Raw genomic sequence first — 16,873 nt, forward strand, 5'->3', positions numbered from 1 at the left:
TGCCTGAGCAACTCAGAATGCAAAGCTTTGCTGGAGCAGATGCCGCCCGACCTTCGAGCGTTTGCCCGCGTCCTCTGCAATGTCCCACTGAGGCCAGGAGCTCTAGCCCATGTCAATGTTGAAGACATCAACCTGGCCACAGGGGAAGCCGTCATTCGAAAAGACAAGGCTGGCGCGGGCCGGAGGTTCGTGGTCCCCAAGGTAGTGCTTGAGCTCGCAAGGGCGCACAGCAAGAACAAGCTTCCCCGAACTCCCCTGTTTACTCGTTGGGATGGAATGCCCTGGAACAAGGACTCTTGGAAGGACGGGTTCAAGAAGGCAGCCGCCGCAGCAGGGTTGCCCGCGAACACCAGCATGTACTCCTTACGCCATAGCGCTATCACCGATTTGGCAACGGGTGGCATGGACTTGATGAATCTCGCACATGTTGCTGGGACATCGCTGCTGATGATCCAGAAGCATTACGGCCACCTCAGGGCAGATCAAGCGGTGGCCCACATGGATCGCATTGCAATCTGACGACCCACCAGATTCGTGCTGGAACGTCCATAGAAGGATGTTCCATGAGGCGCCCTCGGAATTGAAGCCAATAACGGGCCACTTCCGGCAGAAACAACCAGCACCACGCGAATACCCTTCGGGACACTACTTCAACCGGGAGTCCCTAACATGGACCGCAAGGAAGCCGATGCAATGGAACGCCTCATCGACATTGCTAATCAGGACACTGGGCAGAGCAGCCGTGTCGCGAACTTCCTCCTGGCATGGTGGAACGCCGATTCCTGCGGTGGTTTTGATCTGACCGATCTGTGGGTTGTTGACCAGGCAATCCGCAGCGACATGCTCACAACGCTTGGCCTCATCCTGAAGTCGCATAGCTACCCGGACACGCTGGGATACGGCGCTCAGTTCGAGAAGCTTATTTCTCCCTGGCGGCCAGATCTCCCTGTTGGCTAGTCCTTCGAAATTAAGTAGTCGAGGCCATGACTTGTCGCCGATAACGCACAGCAGCTTCGATCGCAAAACGACTTTGGCTCGCGCGATAGGACTTCTCCAACAGCAATGAACCCTCATCGACCAAGGTCTGACGAACAACTCTCCCCCAATGGGTTTGGATCGAGACCGCGGCATCAGACGTTGACCACGTCTAGCACTCACAGTTAACGGTGGAACCAGGAATGAAAAACCTTACCTTCGTGTACTGCGCTCTATACCCTGGATATCGCGAAATTCAAATCACGGCGACCGACAAGAACGGCGAAGAGCACTACATCAGTATCAACCCCGATGACCTTGGATCCCTTATCAATGCTTGCGCAGAGGCAGCCACAACTGTTATCGGAAGCTGCTGGACTGGGACGAATACCCGAAGACGATTCATTGGCCGAAGAACGTCCTCCCATACGCACCGCCCCGAAGCGCATAAGCAAGCCCGAGACGGAACATCTCCGGCTGCACTGACAGGGAGCCACGACGCCGTGGCGCACGCACCGTGTCAATTGGACGCCGTCGCGCGAATCAGAGTGTCCACGTAATGCTCGTCCTCATCGAAGAGGATGTTGCGTGCGGCCATCTGCTCATCCGTGACCTTGGGCCAGCGAAGTCGCATTGCGGCCGCGGGCGTCACGGACAGGATGAAACTCTGCAGTGCCACATTCGGATCGTCCAGGCGCTTCTCGATCTCGCGAATCGTCCTGTAAAACTCCAGTTTGGGCTCACCTTCCCACGAAAGGTTGTGCAGACCTTTCGGGTCCACGAACGTAATGCACTGCTTGTCGCCATCGATGCGCCAGACGATGAAGTCCGGATAGAAGTTTCCGGCCTCGAAGAATCCGACGCCTCGACCCTTGCTCATGTTGCGCAGCAGGAACAGCGGCTTGCCCTCGAACTGTTCAGGATGTGCGGCGCAGTACTCCTTCAGACGGCGCACGAAACGCATCTCGCCGTCATTCAGTGCCACCGGCTTTACGCTGATGCTGGCGCCGCTGGCCTTGATCAGCGGCTCGTAGAGGTGCCCCTTGAATGACACCACTTCAACCGCGGCCTGCCCCCCGCTCAGTTTCTTGTCCGCGACGGAAACGCGCCGGCGCAGCTCGTCACCCAACTGCTTGAGCTGGGTGATAAGCGTCTCTTCGGTCTTCTCCACCAACACGCGGTACACACCCTGTTCCTCGCCGACGCCGGTTCCGGCTTCAGGGAAGTTCAGATCGTCAGCCATCAGTTCGGCGTACTCCAGGTGCGGTTCTTCCCAGCCCTTCTTGCGGAAGCTGTAGTAGCGCTCGGCGTACTTCTTGAGCAGGGTCTCGGCGATCTCCTGCCAGACCATGACCTTGGCGAAGTCGTCCATGGCCAGCATCGACGCGGGAATCAGCAGGTCGTACCAATCGCCTTCGGCCAGCAAGGCTTCCACCGCACTGCGCGGAATGTTGTAGTTGTGCCAGCCACGCTCGTTCTTGTAGCGCAGCAGCTCGAACCAGGCGCGATCGATGTCGAGCAAAGCAACATGGCGGACCGTGAGCTTGCCGTGTTCCAGCGCCGCGGTGCCGTCGCCACCGGCCAGACCGGCCGCTTTCATCGCCTGGATCTTCGGATACCAGTTGAGCTGTACCTTGTTGCGCAGCAGCCACAGGTCGCCCTCGCCCTGCGGCAGCGCAAGCTCGGGGATGGGCGCCAGCTGGCGGAAGGCGGTCCCAAACGAGGTCTGGACACCGTTGATCTCGGGCTTCAGTCGGATGACCTTGAGTTTGTTCGTGCCCAAGTTGCGGACCACCGGCAGCACGATCTCCTCGGCATCCTGATCAGGCGGAAGACCCTCGTCCTCCAGGAACTGCTTGAACTGGGCCATGTAGTCGGCATGGATGCCGAACACGTTCAGCGTCTCAAGCAACTCGATATGGCGAGGCTTGTCCACGCCGGACGGCAGCCGCATCGCCTTGCTTCGTTTCAGGCTGTAGCCGTAGCCCTTCAGGCGCACGCCGCGGCCGAATAGCTGGATGATCTGGGCTCCCTCGCTCTGGCCGATCTTCATCAGGCCCAGCGTGCTTACACGCCAGCTGTTCCAACCTTCGGTGAACTTGCGTGAGCCGATCAGCAGACTGATCTTGTTGTCGCGGTCATTGATCCGGCGGAACAGCGAACCTGCAAAGTCGCGTTCTTCAGCCACCAAGCCAGGCGTCTCGTTGCACAGATCGTAGAGCTTCTTCGCATCGCCGACATTGATCACGCCGAACGGATCGTTGTCGCCGAGCTTCAGGGCCAGCTCGCCGTCGGCACCTTTCAGGTACTCCACGTGCAGCAAGCCTCCGCCAGGCGCATTGAACAGCCGCATGCAGATGTCGGCGAAGGCCTCCGTCGGCGACATCCCAAGCTCCGCCAGGTAGCCGAAGCGGTTGGCGAACGGGTTCTGCCCCGTCGCGGTTGCCAAACCGCCACTGAGAATCTCACCGATTGCCCGTTCCGACTGCGCCCGCTCGCCGATGAAGCGTGAAAGAAACAGCAGAATCTCCGTCACGTCCGAGACCGTTCGCCGGTTCTCTGTACGCACGGCATTGACGCTGCCACCCACGAAGATCCACAACGGCCGCCCAATATTGAACGGTTGCAGCGCGGCCTGCTTGTCGTCGAACATGCGCCGTTGCTGGTAGGCCGCCAGCAGGCAGGCGGTCAGGTAACGATCCAGGCTGGATTGTTCGAGCGCGTCATCGAGATTGAGGATCTGGTAGTCCTTGCCGTAGCCATCCTTGTAGAAGTACCGGTAGGAATAGTCGAAGACGATGCTGCGGGCGTAGCGGCGCGACAACGGCACGTTGCCCTTGACCGCCTGCTTGAAGGTGGCCGAGTACTCGAACGAAAAACCCTTCTCGCAGAGCTGGTCGCGCCGGGCCAACCACTTGCCTTCCTCGCCACCTGAGGCGCCACGGTGGCCTTCGTCCACCAGCACCAGATTGCCGGTCTCGAAGGCATCAACGGCGACGGTCTTGTCGCCCATGTCGTCGGCCAGCTTGTGGATGTCGATGATCTCCACCGCCTTGCCGGCAAACAGACCACGGGCGTTCTTGTCGAACAGCTCGGCCTCGATGCCGGCGGCGGCGAATTCCTTCAGGTGCTGATCGCTCAGACCTTCGTTGGGGGTCAGCAGCAGGATGCGGTTCAACTCGCTGCTGCGGCCCGACTGCGCAAGATGGTGCTGGTACTGGCGCAGGTTCGTGTGCATCAGTAGCGTTTTGCCGCTGCCGGTGGCGCACCACAGCGCCAGTTTGTTCAGGCCCAGCGCAGCATCGCGGCCTTCGTCCAGCGGCGGCAGCTGCTGACCTTCCTCTTTGCCCTCGTTGAACTTGGCGATATGCGCGTTGAGCGCCTGCGCCAGCGCCTGCGGATCGCGGAAGTAGCGGTCCAGATAGATCTCGACGAACAGCAGAGCCAGGTACTGGTAGTACTTCCAGACGACCGGGCGCTCGCGGCGCAGCTCGCGTTGTTCGTTCATCGCCAGGGTATGGCGGACGATGTTCTGGTCGAAGGCCAGCAGCTCGTCCTTGCTGATGCCCGGCAGCTCGCCGGTGATCTGGTTGACCAGCGCATGATAGAAGTGGTGGACGTTGTTCTCGTCCAGGCCTTCCTCGCTGTTCTCGTTGAGCTGGAAGCGTTGCTTGAAGGCTTCCAGCAGCGGCACCTTGCGACCGCCTTCCAGCGGATAGTAGCCGTCGGTACTGTCCAACCCGAACAGCCGGAACAGCCACTGGTTCAGTACCAGCGACTGGGTGAATTCGATCGGTGGCGTGGCAGCCCTGCGTACGGCTTTCTTTTCAGCCTTCTTTGCAACCACTTTTTTGGTGGCGGGCATATCAGTCCGTCCCTTCGAACATCAGGCGCTGGAAGTCTTCCTCGGTCAGGCGGACCTTCCAGGATTCGTCGGGCAGGCGCAGGTTCTCCAGGGTGTTGTCGCCATTGACGTAGATCAGATCGAACTCGGTGTCCTTGACGGAGAACGCCTGCTTGTCGCGGAACCAGGTTTCCAGCACCAGGTTGTCCTGCTCGGCGTTTCCGGTGAGCTTGCGCCAGATGACCAGGGTCTTGCGGCCCTCCGGCGTGGTGCCGGTGACGGTGCGGAACCACCACGGACCCGCGACGTCCTGCTTGAGCCGGCCTTTCAGCTGCAGGCGGCCTTCGCTGTCGCGCTCGAATTCGGCGGCAAAGCTGCGCGGCGCGGCGATGTGCTGCACGGTCAGGCCCAGCAACCAGTTGAAGGTTTCCAGCAGGTCGACGTTGACCTCGCGGCTTTCGTCGCTGCCAGGCATCTTGATCAGCAGCTTGTAGGCAGCGGGGTCGGAGAACGCCTTGATGTTGAGCAACGAAGCACTTCCGCTGGACTCCACGTCCAGCTGATAACGCAGCAGGTACTGCTCGCGTAGTCCGTCGGCGCCTTGGGCACCTGGAAACTCGATGACCCCTTGCTGCTGTGAACTACGCGACATGGCAAGGTTGTTGAGGGTGTCTTCGTAGGATTCCAGTCGTAGGACCTTGATCAGGCGCGCGCCGCGATCTGACTCCCCAGTGGTTGGCAAGCGTAGGGGCTTGCCGTCCTTCCACTCCGGCGCGAACGCAACCTTCTTGATGCGCGGAAGGATCGCGCTTTCAAAATAGCTACTCATCTCGACCAACAGGAAGCGCCTATCTACACCGTCTTCCCTTCGGAGATTCATCACGGCGTGGCCCGTTGTCCCCGACCCTCCGAAATAGTCCGCATAAAGCCCAGGCCCATCACCGACGGAGCGCAACAACATCTCAATTAAAGTCGTCGGCTTTGGATAGTCAACCAGACCACCTAAGCCCATGCCTTCGAGCTCGAGACTTCCGTTACTTTTGGTACTGATGATCGAACGGAGCAAGAACGATTCCACTTCGTCGAGGTAGGTAATTGAACTAGGCTGCGTCGCGGTGTCGGCCGGATACCAAATCCGCCCCTTAACTAGACTGCCGTCCGGGAGGTGATACTCGGCACCATCCTTCTCGGCATCACGAAATGTGTCTTCCTTCCATCTCCAGCCGTTCTTCGGGATCGGCGTTGGCTTAGATGTGACGGGATTTATCACCTCATATCTCGGGCCTTCGGTCTTTGGATTTGGCCAAGACATATTGATTTTCCCCCAAAGGCGAAAATCTTGCGTCAGCTCGCAATAGAGAGTGATCCCGCGGTCATACCCCTGTTTCCGATAGAACTTCTTGAGGTTGTCGCGCGCATCAGCCAGCGAGCTACCGCCGACCTGTTCCTTCCTCACGAACTCGTAGATTTCCTCCAGATCGGACTTGCGCATGGTGTAAGCCATTCCCAAGTCACGACGCGCCTTCGCATCTCTACTCAACAAGAAGGCGTAGTCGTGAATGTTCCCAACACCTTTGTCGTTCTTCGGGACTCTCTTATTCCAGGTGATTGTTTCTACAAGGTTCTCTTCTGCAAACACATCAATCAGTGAAAGGGCATACCGATGCACTTCGTTCTCGTCGCAGAAGGCAAAAAGGGACCCGGTTTGCGAAAGCAGGCCGTATGCAAAAGGAAGTGTCTGCTTTTGCTGAGAGAGCCATGACGAATGCTTATAACTGTCCTTGTATACGAATCCATCAGAACCTGTGTTGTATGGCGGATCAATGCAGATGCACTTAACGGAATCCCTGTATTTGGCACTCACGGTGTGAAGCGCCTGAAAATTCTCGCTATGCACAAGCACCCCATCGGCCTTGTCATCGAGCTCGCCAGCGTCCTCCAGCAGCCGCGCCGCGAACCCCGCATCGAGGTGGCGCGTATCCACCATCAGACTCGGATGCGCCCGCAGATACTCCCGCGTCAGCGGCTCGCTATATGCAGGTAAAGTCACATCCGCCGGCAACTCATGCAGCGAGTGCAGCGCCTTCCACTCCTCCAACTGCGCCGCATTCGCGCACACCTCTGGCAGCAGCTCGTCCGGCACCTGCGAGATCGCCACCAGCCAATCCGAGGCGACCACAAACTTCTTCTTCAGCCACAGCTTCTTCTGGAAGTTCTCCAGTTGCGCGAGGAAATCGATGATCTTGCCGGCGATGCGGCGTATCACCTTGATCTTGGACAGGTACTGCTCGACCTTGGCCGCGGTCTCGCTTTCCACGTCGTCGAGGTGCATCACCTCGTTCTTGATGTAGAAATCCAGCTCTCGGCGCAGGAAGCCGCCCAGATCCTTGTGGATGAAGTAGTCGAAGGTGTTGCGGGCGGTGTAACGGCGCAGATGCGCTTCCAGTCGGGTGTAGTCGGCCTGCTCGCCGTCGGTCTTGATGTGCGGCTTCTTCAGCTCCGCCAGCCAGTCTGCAAAGTCCGCACCGGACGCCAGAATGCGCTCCGCTGCGAACGCGCTGAGATCCTTCTGCGTCGGCGGCTTTTTCTTGCCGGCGCGCTGGTCGGCGGGCCAGTCCTCCAGCATGGCCGGGCGGTACTCGAAGCGCAGCTCCAGTTCGCCGTCGACTTCGGCGATGCAATCCTCGCCCGCCAAAACAAACACCCGGTCCTTGCCCTCGGCAGCCTTGACATTGCCATGCTCGCCCTCTGCCGCGTCCGCCAGCTTGAAGTGCACGCGCATGGGATCTGCGCCTTCGGCGGCCTCGGGCTTGAGGCGGAAGGCGTAATCGCGCAGGTACTCGCTGGTCTTTATGTAGTACTGGTCCTTGTTGGCCCAGTGCAGGGTGACTTCCTCACCCTCGTAGGGGATGGCGTACACGCCCGGTTTGTAGACGCGCTTGGCCAGGAAGTCGCCTTCCGAGTAGTAGCGGCGGAAGAAGCTGTACAACTGGTCGTAGACCTCGTTCTCAAGCGCCCCGATGTCGATGGCGCCCTTGAGCTGCTCACGCAGCTCGCGGACTTTCGGCGCGGCTTCCGGATCGACGCCCGCCTCGGTCAACTGCGCGACCATCTGCTCCAGCTTTTTCTTCAACTCCGCACCATCCTCGGACTGGTACTGAGCGAAAGCATCCTTCACTTGAGGTAACAGGTCGCGCTCCAGGAACTGCGTCACCTCGCCGGCCTTGGCGTGCATGATTCGGTAGATGCCGAAATCCAGGTCCGGCTGGTCGAGCTGGAACAGCTCCCTGAGCAGGGTGACCAGCTTCTTGAACTTGGCGGGGTTGGTGTCGGTCATCGGTTTGGCTTTCCGTCGTGCGCGCTTATGGCGTCGCGTCAAAGTTGGTCAATCAGGTGCAGTAGGGTGGCGTAGGCGCGGCGCCAGGCGTCGAGCGTTGTTCCGTGCGGTGCCAGAACGCCGTTGAGGGCAATCGCGTGTGCATCACGCAGGTAGTCGGCGATACTAGCTAGTCCGCTTCTGGCAGCAGCCTTCATCTCCGCGGATTCATCTGGATACAGCGCAGTCAGCGTTTCGCTCCACTCGCGCTTCCAGACTTCGCCCGCCATGGCCGACTGTTCTCTCGCCAGCCACCACAGCGAGGTTGCACGGCCGACGTCCTTGGTAAAGCGCGGCGGACCGCCAGGCAGATTCGAGATCGGCGTCCTGTCCGGATCGGCATGCTCCAGCAAGTGCGCCAACGCCATGCGCGCAGGCGTCGCCACGCGCAGGCCGAACTCTGTTTCCTCGGCGCCATGCACGGCGACACGCATGTAGCGGAAGCTAGGCAAGCCGAACACGCCCAAGCCCGTCTGGAAACGACGCCAATGCTTGCGCGTCGCCTGACCATGCGGTGGCTCGGCCAGAAGCTCGACAAACCAGCCGTCCTTACTCTCCGGCGGACTCAGGCGCAGCGCTGGCAGGTCGTCGTCCGGCGTGTTGGCATTGCCGGGCTCGCGCCCGTGCGTGAACTGCGGCGCCCAGCCATCTTCGAGCAGTTCCTGCCCTAGAGTTTCCGCCGTCGCGACCGCATCAATGGCGGGACGCAACAGCAGGTCGATGTCCTTGGTGGCGACGGAATGGGTGCCCGATACGTCCCGGAACGCCCAGGCCGTGGCGATGCTGCCGATGACGACGACATTGGCGCGCAGGGCGGGCGGGACTTGTTCGGCCACCCGTTTCAGCAGGCTGGCGGCATCCAGCTCCAAGTACTGGCTCACCGGCGCACCGCCTTGGCGTACTGCAGAGCCTGTTCGCGTAGCCCCATGTCGAGCAGGGACAGGAACACGTCCATCTCATAGGCGCAGCGTGCCTGGCCCAAGCCGGCATCGCGCACGAACTCGGTTTCGGCGCGTACCAGGGTGACAACCACCGGCGCTGGCGCAAGAACGCTGGGCTCCAGCTCCAGACCATCGTCGAGCAGACGGAGCAGTCGCGAGTCGAACGCCTTCGCGTCGCGCGGGACATGGGCCACCAGGTCCAGGCGAGGCATGCCCATCAGGTCGAGCTCCGGGGCATCGGTCTGCGCAACCGGCGTACCCGACAGGGCCAACTTCTCCCATCCCGAGGGCGACGATGGCCCCAGCAGAGACACAGCGCGCTTCAGCAGCATTGCCGGAGGCTTGATCTGGGCTCCACGCTCAAAGCGGAACCGCAGCGTTTGCGGCAGGGCACGGATCTTTGCCAGGAGTTCGGCGGAAACGTCCTCGGCAGCCACTTCGATACCGCGCCCCCACGAGTGCGCCACGCCGGCCTGCTTCAGTTCCACCAGCGCTTCGCGAATGGGGGTCTGCGAGGCACCGATCGTGTCCACGAGGCCTTTGATCGGTTGCGGCCCATCGTCTTCCAGGCTGGCACCCAGCAGGAGGCGCAGCACTTCGAAACGGTAGTTCGGTCGATCCAGCGGCAGGATTCCCGACTCGATGCGGTAGCCGGCCTGCTTCTCGATGGAATCCCCGGCCCCTTGCTCGATGCTGAGGATCATGCGGGCGCGCACCTCAGGTGCGATGGCTGGCAGCAGACGGTCCCACTCTTCCTGGACGGTGGTCTCGCTGATCACCGGGTCCACCACGGTCATCCGCCCCTTGGACTGATTGACAGCCAACCTCGCTGCCAAGTCCAACGTCTCCGCTCTCAGTTCGCGGGTATTTCGCAGCTGGCGCAACGTCTTTTGAAGCGTGACGGCCACGGCGCCCTCCTCGGTTCGAGACCCACGCTGGAATTCTGCATGTAATTTATTACTTTGCAAGCAACAAATTACTTTGCATATAAATCATGTCAGCCGCCAGCGGATCCTGAACAAGGGCACGCTATGGCTGCGCTGGTTCATCCGCCGCTCCAAGACCGCGATCAGGGAATCCCGCTTGGCCTCGATCTCGTCCTCGACATCGAAGATCTCCTGCCGCTGGCGGCGCTGCTGGCGTTCCAGGGCCTTGATCTCATCCTGGACGCCCGCCTGCTGCTCAACGGTGCCGGCGGCGCGCGCGCGCCGCTTAGCGTCCTTCAGGCGCGCCTTGGTGTCGTGGAGGGACTGCTCGGCCGCCAGCAACTGGTCCTCGGCCCATTGGTCGAGCTTCTCGCGCTCGGCCTGGAAGTAGGTGTTGTTCTCTTCCAGCGCCTTGGCCAGGGCCGCATCGATCTGGCGGCGGACGTTGGCCTCGAAGTTGGCCGGCAAGGCAGCCGCATTCGCAGCGTCTGGGCCGAGGGCCCGGCCAGGCAACTCCAGCATGCGGCTGCAGACGTCCGTGTCGAGCCAGGCACCGTCGTCGGCCTGTGCGCTGAAGACGAGGTGCTCTTCAAGCTGGAAGCTCTCCAGTTCGAGCAGATTGAGCTCCAGCCAGCCAGCCTTTGCCGGCAATTGCTCCAGCACCGCGATGCGCTGACCGGCGGCACCGAGGTCGAACGCGATCTCGGCCACCGGGGTGTCGAGTCGCCGGCCCGTGTCCAGCACATGCTCGCCCAAGGGATGGCTTAACCGGTAGACATGGCCGTCCTCTGGCGACGCCTGGCCCTTGCGGATGAGGTGATAGGTGCCGGTCGACGCATCGGACGTCGGCGCCTGCGGCAGCACGAATGACAGATGGGCGTCATCGAAACGCGCCTGCTCGCCGAGCACGTGGTGGGTCAGGCGCCAGAACAGAGCGCTGATGCGATCAAGCTGAACGATGGCCTGCTCGCGATTCAGACGCAATCGTTCGACGACGCCGGTATCGAACGTGGCCAGCAACGCCTCTTCGGTTTGTCGCATCCGCGCTTGGATGCTTTCGTCCAGCTCCTCGCGCAACGCAGCAAAGGCCGTGTCAATCTCAACCGGCGTGCGGCAGGTGTCGAAGATATCGGCGATGCGCCGCTCGATGTCGATGCTGCTTTCGAGGCGGCCGAGGATCTCGTCGGAAGCGCCGAACACGCCGTCGAACAGGTGAAACTTCTCAGACAGCAGCTCCAGCACGCGCTGGTCGGCGGCGTTGCTCTGGTTGAGGAAGTTGATCACCACCACATCGTGCTTCTGCCCATAGCGATGGCAGCGACCGATGCGTTGCTCGACGCGCTGGGGATTCCATGGCAGGTCGTAGTTCACGACCAGGGCACAGAACTGCAGGTTGATGCCCTCGGCGCCGGCCTCGGTACAGATCAAAATTTCAGCCTGGTCGCGGAAGTGATCGATGACTGCGGTCCGGCGATCAATGGCATGGCTGCCCGTCACCCGGTCGCTGCCGGCATGCGCGGTCTGCCAGCGCTGGTAGATGCCGTTGAGGCCAGGGTCATTGGCCCGACCACTGAACTTGACCACCCGGCCGGCGTGGCCATGGGCTTCCAGAAAGCGGGCGAGATAGTCCTGGGTCCGGACGGACTCGGTGAAGATCACGACCTTGCGCGGCGCCCCGATGGCAGCCATGCGCTGGAAGCCCGTCTCCAATGCGCCCAGCAACGCGTGGGATTTCCGGTCCTCGCGTACCCCGCGGGCGACCAGGAGGTACTGCTCCAGCTCGACAATCTCGGCACGGAGCTTCTGCGGATCGATGTCGGGTGCACCGCCGCCGTCAAGTTTGCTGTCTTCTGCGGACTCGTCGTCCTCATCGAGGATGTCCGCATCGAATTCTTCGTCCCCGATCAGCTGAGCGAGCCAGTCACCCTGTTCGGCCTGCTGGTCCTCCAGCCGCCGCAGACGGGTCAGGATCGCCTCCAGCGTCGCTACAACGGCCTCTGTGGACGACGCGAGCAGTTTGCGAAGGATGAGACCCACCAAGTGCCGCTGGCGCACTGGAACGCCGTACGTGTCATCCCTGAGCAGGTAGCCAGACACCAGGTCGTAGACACATTGCTCGTCATCGCCCGGGATGAACGGAAACGTCAACGCCTTGCGGGCGGTGTACTGCACGTACTCCAGGACATCGCGACGCAGGGTGCGCTTGGTGAAGTCCGCCAAGCGGGCACGCAAGCCAGGCAGGGCCGAGTCGCCGCGCATGAAGCGGGTACGGAAGCTGACCCGGTCACCGAAGAGGTGGTCGTCGATGAGAGTCGACAGGCCGTACAGCTCCAGCAGGGAGTTCTGCAGGGGCGTGGCGGTCAGCAGCAGCTTGCGGGCGCCCGCCAAGGAGCGCTTGATCGACTGGCCGGTGTAGTGGCTTTCGCGGTACGCGTTACGGAGCTTGTGAGCTTCGTCGAGGACGGCCAGGTCCCATCGAACCGATGAGACGGCCTTCTCCATCCGGGCCGCGAAGTGGATTGAGACGATGCTGATGACGTCCTGGTCGAATGGGTTGTAGACGCCGTCATTGCGTGCCTGGTTCCAGGTGGTTGCATCCAGAACCTGGGTGGGCAGGTGGAACTTCTCGCTGAGCTCGGTCGCCCATTGCTTGCGGAGGGACGCGGGGCAGATCACCAGGAGTCGACGTCGGCGCTCGGCCCAATACTGACCCAGGACCAACGCCGCTTCGATGGTCTTGCCGAGGCCGACTTCGTCGGCGAGCAGCACGCCCTTGGACAGCGGGTTCTGGAGGGCGAACAGCGCCGCTTCGATCTGGTGGGGATTGAGGTCTACCGCTGCATCGAACAGGGCTTGGCCGATGCGGTCCAAGTCGCCCCCGCGCCGGCGCCTGGTTAGTTCCCACGCGAAGTATTTGGCTTGGTAGTCGGTCGTAGTCATGAGTCCCCCTGCACGCGATCGTAGCAAGGAGACGTTTTCCGGAGGGGCCGTCTTCCACCTATTACTATCTCTACGGAGCAGGGGGGGTGCTCCAACAAAAGGAGGTCCACGCGCTACGGCTACTTTTTGGAGGACGCCCCCAACCTCCCTATATTCTTACAGGAGCACCCCCCATTATTTTGGTCATGAGGTGCGATCCGGATGCATCGAATGGACTGGGCCGCTGACCCTAGTCTCCCGCGGAAATCCTCGTTCGGCTGACCGCCCCGCCTACTCAATGCGCCGGAGCGAATGGTTGAGATTCGAATCGGCTGCAGCCGTTGCCGGGGCTAGGCTTGCGCTGTACGCGCCGCTTGAATGGTCGAGATTTCCTGAAAGAGGACGCGGTGCTGGGGGGAGTGCCCACAAATCTCGACCATTGGCTTTCTGGCCGGAGCCAAACTTGAACCCAACACGTTGATCTGAAATGGGATTTCATCGCTGCTGATGCTTCAGGAATCTCGATCATTCCGTCTGCCAAGTGTTCGGAACGCGCGGCTAGGCACAATCCGACGGGGAGTTGGCCGAAGCATCTTGGGTATCGGCCGATGCAAGGCCGGATCTTCAAAGCCATTCGGTGGACGGCGCAGCTCAGTCCAGAGCTGCTGGGCCAGCCGCTTCAACACATTGAGTGATCTCATTTCAGTCTCCTGACGCCGGGCAGTTCCATGGTCGCGCTCCTTCTGCGCGGCATCCAAGACCGACAAGCAACCGTCCGTCCGAGGCGAATCTGTCCGGTCTCGGGCGCATGGTGGCCGGCTGCTACTCCTAGATCAACGGGAGGAGCCATGGCCACCAGTAACCCCATGCACCAACCCGACTTCCAATCTCGGTTCCAGGCGGCCGTGAAATGGCTTCAGGCATGGCCGTGGCGAACAGAAGCCGCGGATCGGCGGTTTGCCTTTGAGCTGTCACTTGCCTGGGCAAGGCGTGTGATCTATGCCGGGGACGACCCGCGGTCCTGCGATCAACAGGGACTGGTCTGGAACCTGTGGGCTGCATTCCGGGAGATTCACGGAGACGAGCCTTCAGAGCACATCACGGTCGTGTTCGTTGCGGTCTTCAACTACTGGCTTCGTTCATCCGAAGCGCTTGAGGCCATGCTTGCGGAGAACTAACGAACCTTGGCCGTCTTACCTGCCCGCTTGGATGGCGTCAGGCGCCCTAGATCGCGCCGGGTGCGCGCCTCGAACTCGGCAACCACCTCCAGGAAGTCACGTCCCAACACCTGGCACATGTCACGCAGTTCGATGACATCAAGCCGTCTGACGCCGCGCTCCACATCGGAGACAAAGGACTGGCTCCGATTCAACTGAACAGAAAGTTCCGCCTGAGTGACCCCGGCGCGCACTCGCTCCTCGCGAACCAGTTCGCGTAAGAGGCTGTACTCGGGGCGATGAATCGTCTTTGGCATGGCCGCACAGGTCTTGGCGGCTATGCAAGCTATATGCGATCTTTAGATATCTGAAAATCAGATACGCGCCGCTAATCACAAAGGACCGAGTCCATGGAACGCCTGTCTGCCCTGCTGCTAGTCATGATCTGCACCACTGCGAGCGGCGGGGCGTCCGCACAAGTGTCGGCCAGTCCCTCCGATTGGGAGCTGAAGGGTCTAAAGCTCGATATGACGATCGAGGAGGTCAAGGCCAGGTTTCCGGCCTCGGAGTGCAAGACCCGCGCCCCTGGCATCGAGATGTGCATCGACAAGACCGCAACCTTCGCGGGTGGCTCGGCGCACCTCGTGACCAAGTTCCTCGACGGCCAACTGGTCAGCATCACGCTCAACCGCATCTCAATCGAGCAGACCGAGAGCGCGGGGCAGGGCCTCATCGCCAAGTTCGGCGCCCCCCCCCCCCCACCAGAACGTCTCGCGGCGCAAGTACATCGAGAGCACGGGCAAGAACCGCATGGTGACGTTCCTGACGTGGCAGACCGGCGATGTTGCCATCAATGTCGACCCGATGGATCAGTTCGTCAGCAAGACAAAGACCAACTACGGCTCGGTCAGCCTGATGTACCGCGACAAGCACAATTCCATCTGGTTACCCCGAGCACGGAACCCTAATGCGGGTGTGCCGACGGATATCTAGGGAACAATCCGCAATCCTCATAGATGCCCAACCGCCATAGGTGCCCACTCGATGGGTAGGCACCTATGGCTGCGACGGCATCAATGGGCGCTTGGCATGTGCCAAAGCACCCGACTGCCCGGACCAAATCCATCCCGTTCACGAACGATGGCCAAGCGATCACTGGCCAGACGAACCATCTTCTTGGTGTATCCGGCACCCATCGCCTGATCGATAACCTCCGCGGCGGGCTTCGGTCCACTGGACAGGTACGACCTAAGCCAGGCATCGATCTCGTCCAAATTTCTGCCCACGCCAGGCTCTCTGTCTTCAAACTGGCTCATCAGGTCGCTGACACTGCCCTCCAGCTACTGCTGCCAAGCGATCCTGGAAGCTGGCACACCCTCGGCAACATCGATGGCCTCGACGCCGTAGCCGAAACCACCGCCGTCTGGGCCCAGGTTGCTCTTGGCTCGAATCAATGCCCGCGGCCTCTCATCCGCGTCACCTCGGCCGCTTACGGTCACCAGCACCACTCTGGCGACAGCCGCGAAGGCCAAACTGCCGGTGACCCGCTCGACGGCGTCTCGACCAGCCGTCCCCTTCGAGAAGTGAGAGATGCCGAGAACACAAGCCCCGGTGTGCTGGGCAAGGTCGACGACTGGCTGGAGATTTCGCCTGACCTCCGTGTTCTTGTGACTATCGCCACTGACCGCGCTGACGATGGGATCGAGGATGACCACCCGGACATTCCCCATCCGGTGCATCGCCTCCTCCAACAGAGGCAGATCCAACGCTGGGTCGAATACCCTGCTGCGCTCGTCCGTCGCGACACGTTGGATCACGTGCACGTTCGACCGATCGGCGTCCGCCGCGATCAAACGCGGGATCAAGGTGTGCTCCAGGCCGTCCTCCCCGGTCCAGATCAACACCTTCCCAGCCGGCGCAACTGTGTTGTCTGGCCAAGTGCCACCGCGACTCACTACTGCTGCAACCTCCATGGCCAGGGTGGTCTTGCCAGACCCGGGAGCGCCGGCAAGCAGATGCAGTTCACCGCCGGCCAGGAAATCCCGCCAGACCCAAGAGATCGCCACCGGCACGACGAGGTCCGTTCGCACCATTTCGACGCGCACTTCCCTCGTGCGCCTATCTTCCTCAAGCCGCCTATAGGCGAGTTCTTCCAAGGATTCAGCGGACACGGAAGACCTCCCGCGCCATGGCAATCCGTTCGCAAGCGCTCGCCAGACGGTCGTGCGCTGAATCATAGAGCGGTATCCCTGCACGCAACGTATCAGAAGCCGCAAGTACGAGTTCAAGTTCGAAAGAAACGCCATCAATCGCGACAGCACGGTGCGTGTCCGCCAGTCGGCGTTTCAGCTCGGCCCTGTCGCTTTGCGACATGTGTGTCGTCGTAGTGCGGACGAACAAGTCCGCCAGCGTCAGCCCAAGCGATTGCACAATGTCGAGTGCGCTACATTCAGCGAAGCACTTGAGCAGCACACGGCCATCATCCGCCTCCGTAACCGAGAGGCTTGGCTTCCGGTCAGGGTGGCTCGGGCACTTAGCCATCCAGCCGGGACCGTTCCTCCGGACGCCGTCGAGTCCATTGACGACAAGATCCACAGGGCGAACACCTAACCCGGCAGTGGATCTGCGGAACGATGGCGCCGCCGCAGTTACTCGTATAGGCTGTGAATCGAGAGACGTCCGGCTAGGATTCTCTTGCTCTCCGAAGCCCGCCCCGCCAGGCGGGCTTCGGTCTT

General features: G+C 61.1%; 13 protein-coding genes. 4 read left to right on the forward strand and 9 right to left on the reverse strand.

Features of this window, described 5'->3' with window-relative positions; genetic code table 11:
- The first annotated feature begins 3 nt into the window (after positions 1-3).
- Positions 4-519, forward strand: a complete 516-nt coding sequence (locus B5X78_RS03890; protein ID WP_268234374.1) for a tyrosine-type recombinase/integrase — start codon at positions 4-6, stop codon at positions 517-519.
- A gap of 150 nt (positions 520-669) precedes the next feature.
- Positions 670-957, forward strand: coding sequence for a DUF7673 family protein (locus B5X78_RS03895; RefSeq protein ID WP_079723152.1), 288 nt, complete (start codon positions 670-672; stop codon positions 955-957).
- A gap of 538 nt (positions 958-1,495) precedes the next feature.
- On the opposite strand, the gene B5X78_RS03900 is transcribed toward B5X78_RS03895, so the two are convergent.
- The 5 genes from B5X78_RS03900 to B5X78_RS03920 form a co-directional block, all read right to left on the reverse strand.
- The gene (locus tag B5X78_RS03900) at positions 1,496-4,840 is read right to left on the reverse strand and encodes a DEAD/DEAH box helicase family protein (protein ID WP_079723153.1); all 3,345 of its coding nucleotides are present in this window, start codon (positions 4,838-4,840) and stop codon (positions 1,496-1,498) included.
- 1 nt (position 4,841) lies between these two features.
- Positions 4,842-8,156: a site-specific DNA-methyltransferase gene (locus B5X78_RS03905; protein ID WP_079723154.1), complete on the reverse strand. Its 3,315-nt coding sequence runs from the start codon at positions 8,154-8,156 to the stop codon at positions 4,842-4,844.
- A 38-nt stretch (positions 8,157-8,194) separates the two neighbouring features.
- Positions 8,195-9,076, reverse strand: coding sequence for a hypothetical protein (locus B5X78_RS03910; protein ID WP_079723155.1), 882 nt, complete (start codon positions 9,074-9,076; stop codon positions 8,195-8,197).
- Positions 9,073-10,044 (reverse strand): hypothetical protein, encoded by a 972-nt coding sequence (locus B5X78_RS03915; protein WP_139381392.1) that lies wholly within the window; start codon positions 10,042-10,044, stop codon positions 9,073-9,075. The genes B5X78_RS03910 and B5X78_RS03915 overlap by 4 nt, the downstream gene beginning before the upstream one ends.
- Positions 10,045-10,128: 84 nt before the next feature.
- Positions 10,129-13,002, reverse strand: a complete 2,874-nt coding sequence (locus B5X78_RS03920) for an SNF2-related protein (protein ID WP_079723157.1) — start codon at positions 13,000-13,002, stop codon at positions 10,129-10,131.
- 827 nt (positions 13,003-13,829) lie between these two features.
- Between B5X78_RS03920 and B5X78_RS03925 the strand changes: the two genes are divergently transcribed.
- On the forward strand, positions 13,830-14,159 hold the full coding sequence (locus tag B5X78_RS03925) for a hypothetical protein (RefSeq protein WP_139381393.1): 330 nt from the start codon (positions 13,830-13,832) through the stop codon (positions 14,157-14,159).
- Here B5X78_RS03925 and B5X78_RS03930 read toward each other — a convergent pair.
- On the reverse strand, positions 14,156-14,455 hold the full coding sequence (locus B5X78_RS03930) for a helix-turn-helix domain-containing protein (RefSeq protein ID WP_079723159.1): 300 nt from the start codon (positions 14,453-14,455) through the stop codon (positions 14,156-14,158). The genes B5X78_RS03925 and B5X78_RS03930 overlap by 4 nt on opposite strands.
- Positions 14,456-14,548: 93 nt before the next feature.
- Here B5X78_RS03930 and B5X78_RS18355 point away from each other — a divergent pair, with 93 nt between their 5' ends.
- The gene (locus B5X78_RS18355; RefSeq protein WP_139381394.1) at positions 14,549-15,106 is read left to right on the forward strand and encodes a hypothetical protein; all 558 of its coding nucleotides are present in this window, start codon (positions 14,549-14,551) and stop codon (positions 15,104-15,106) included.
- 105 nt (positions 15,107-15,211) lie between these two features.
- Here B5X78_RS18355 and B5X78_RS03945 read toward each other — a convergent pair whose 3' ends face one another.
- The 3 genes from B5X78_RS03945 to B5X78_RS18575 are packed head-to-tail and all read right to left on the reverse strand — an operon-like array spanning position 15,212 to position 16,733.
- Positions 15,212-15,454 carry a hypothetical protein gene (locus B5X78_RS03945; protein WP_079723162.1) on the reverse strand — a complete coding sequence of 81 codons (243 nt, stop codon included), beginning with the start codon at positions 15,452-15,454 and terminating at the stop codon, positions 15,212-15,214.
- 24 nt (positions 15,455-15,478) lie between these two features.
- Positions 15,479-16,309, reverse strand: coding sequence for an AAA family ATPase (locus B5X78_RS03950; protein WP_176140768.1), 831 nt, complete (start codon positions 16,307-16,309; stop codon positions 15,479-15,481).
- Positions 16,299-16,733, reverse strand: a complete 435-nt coding sequence (locus B5X78_RS18575; protein WP_176140769.1) for a hypothetical protein — start codon at positions 16,731-16,733, stop codon at positions 16,299-16,301. Before B5X78_RS18575 ends, B5X78_RS03950 begins: the two co-directional genes overlap by 11 nt.
- Positions 16,734-16,873 lie beyond the last annotated feature (140 nt).

This window comes from Pseudoxanthomonas indica (genome assembly GCF_900167565.1).
Classification (GTDB): Bacteria; Pseudomonadota; Gammaproteobacteria; order Xanthomonadales; family Xanthomonadaceae; genus Pseudoxanthomonas_A; species Pseudoxanthomonas_A indica.

Coding starts and splice junctions, on each gene's coding strand:
- B5X78_RS03895 (WP_079723152.1), top strand. CDS start 670: ATGGACCGCAAGGAAGCCGATGCAATGGAACGCCTCATCGACATTGCT.
- B5X78_RS03900 (WP_079723153.1), bottom strand. CDS start 4,840: ATGCCCGCCACCAAAAAAGTGGTTGCAAAGAAGGCTGAAAAGAAAGCC.
- B5X78_RS03905 (WP_079723154.1), bottom strand. CDS start 8,156: ATGACCGACACCAACCCCGCCAAGTTCAAGAAGCTGGTCACCCTGCTC.
- B5X78_RS03920 (WP_079723157.1), bottom strand. CDS start 13,002: ATGACTACGACCGACTACCAAGCCAAATACTTCGCGTGGGAACTAACC.
- B5X78_RS03925 (WP_139381393.1), top strand. CDS start 13,830: ATGGCCACCAGTAACCCCATGCACCAACCCGACTTCCAATCTCGGTTC.
- B5X78_RS03930 (WP_079723159.1), bottom strand. CDS start 14,455: ATGCCAAAGACGATTCATCGCCCCGAGTACAGCCTCTTACGCGAACTG.
- B5X78_RS18355 (WP_139381394.1), top strand. CDS start 14,549: ATGGAACGCCTGTCTGCCCTGCTGCTAGTCATGATCTGCACCACTGCG.
- B5X78_RS03945 (WP_079723162.1), bottom strand. CDS start 15,454: ATGAGCCAGTTTGAAGACAGAGAGCCTGGCGTGGGCAGAAATTTGGAC.